At 69.6% G+C, this 322-nt stretch carries 1 pseudogene; it reads left to right on the top strand.

What is annotated here, in order from left to right:
• Positions 1-322 (top strand): annotated as a pseudogene (locus tag KVT32_RS29395) (ABC transporter substrate-binding protein); the annotation flags it as partial.

The raw sequence follows: 322 nt of genomic DNA on the forward strand, positions 1-322 counted from the left end.
CCGCACCGACACCTCGCTCACCGGCCAGGTGCTGAAGCTGGCCGCGGCCAACCCGGACGCGATCCTGATCGCCGCCTCCGGCACCCCGGCCGCGCTGCCGCAGAAGGCCCTGCGCGAGCGCGGCTACCGCGGCAAGATCTACCAGACCCACGGCGTGGCCAACAGCGACATCCTGCGCGTCTGCGGCGCCGACTGCGAAGGCACCTTCATCCCGGCCGGACCGATGCTGGTCGCCTCCCAGCTGCCCGACGCCAATCCGGTGAAGAAATCGGCGCTGGCCTACGTGAACAAATACACCGGCGCCTACAACAAGGACAGCCTG

The sequence above is a fragment of the Achromobacter sp. GbtcB20 genome (assembly GCF_019091095.1).
Taxonomy (GTDB): Bacteria; Pseudomonadota; Gammaproteobacteria; order Burkholderiales; family Burkholderiaceae_B; genus Achromobacter; species Achromobacter mucicolens.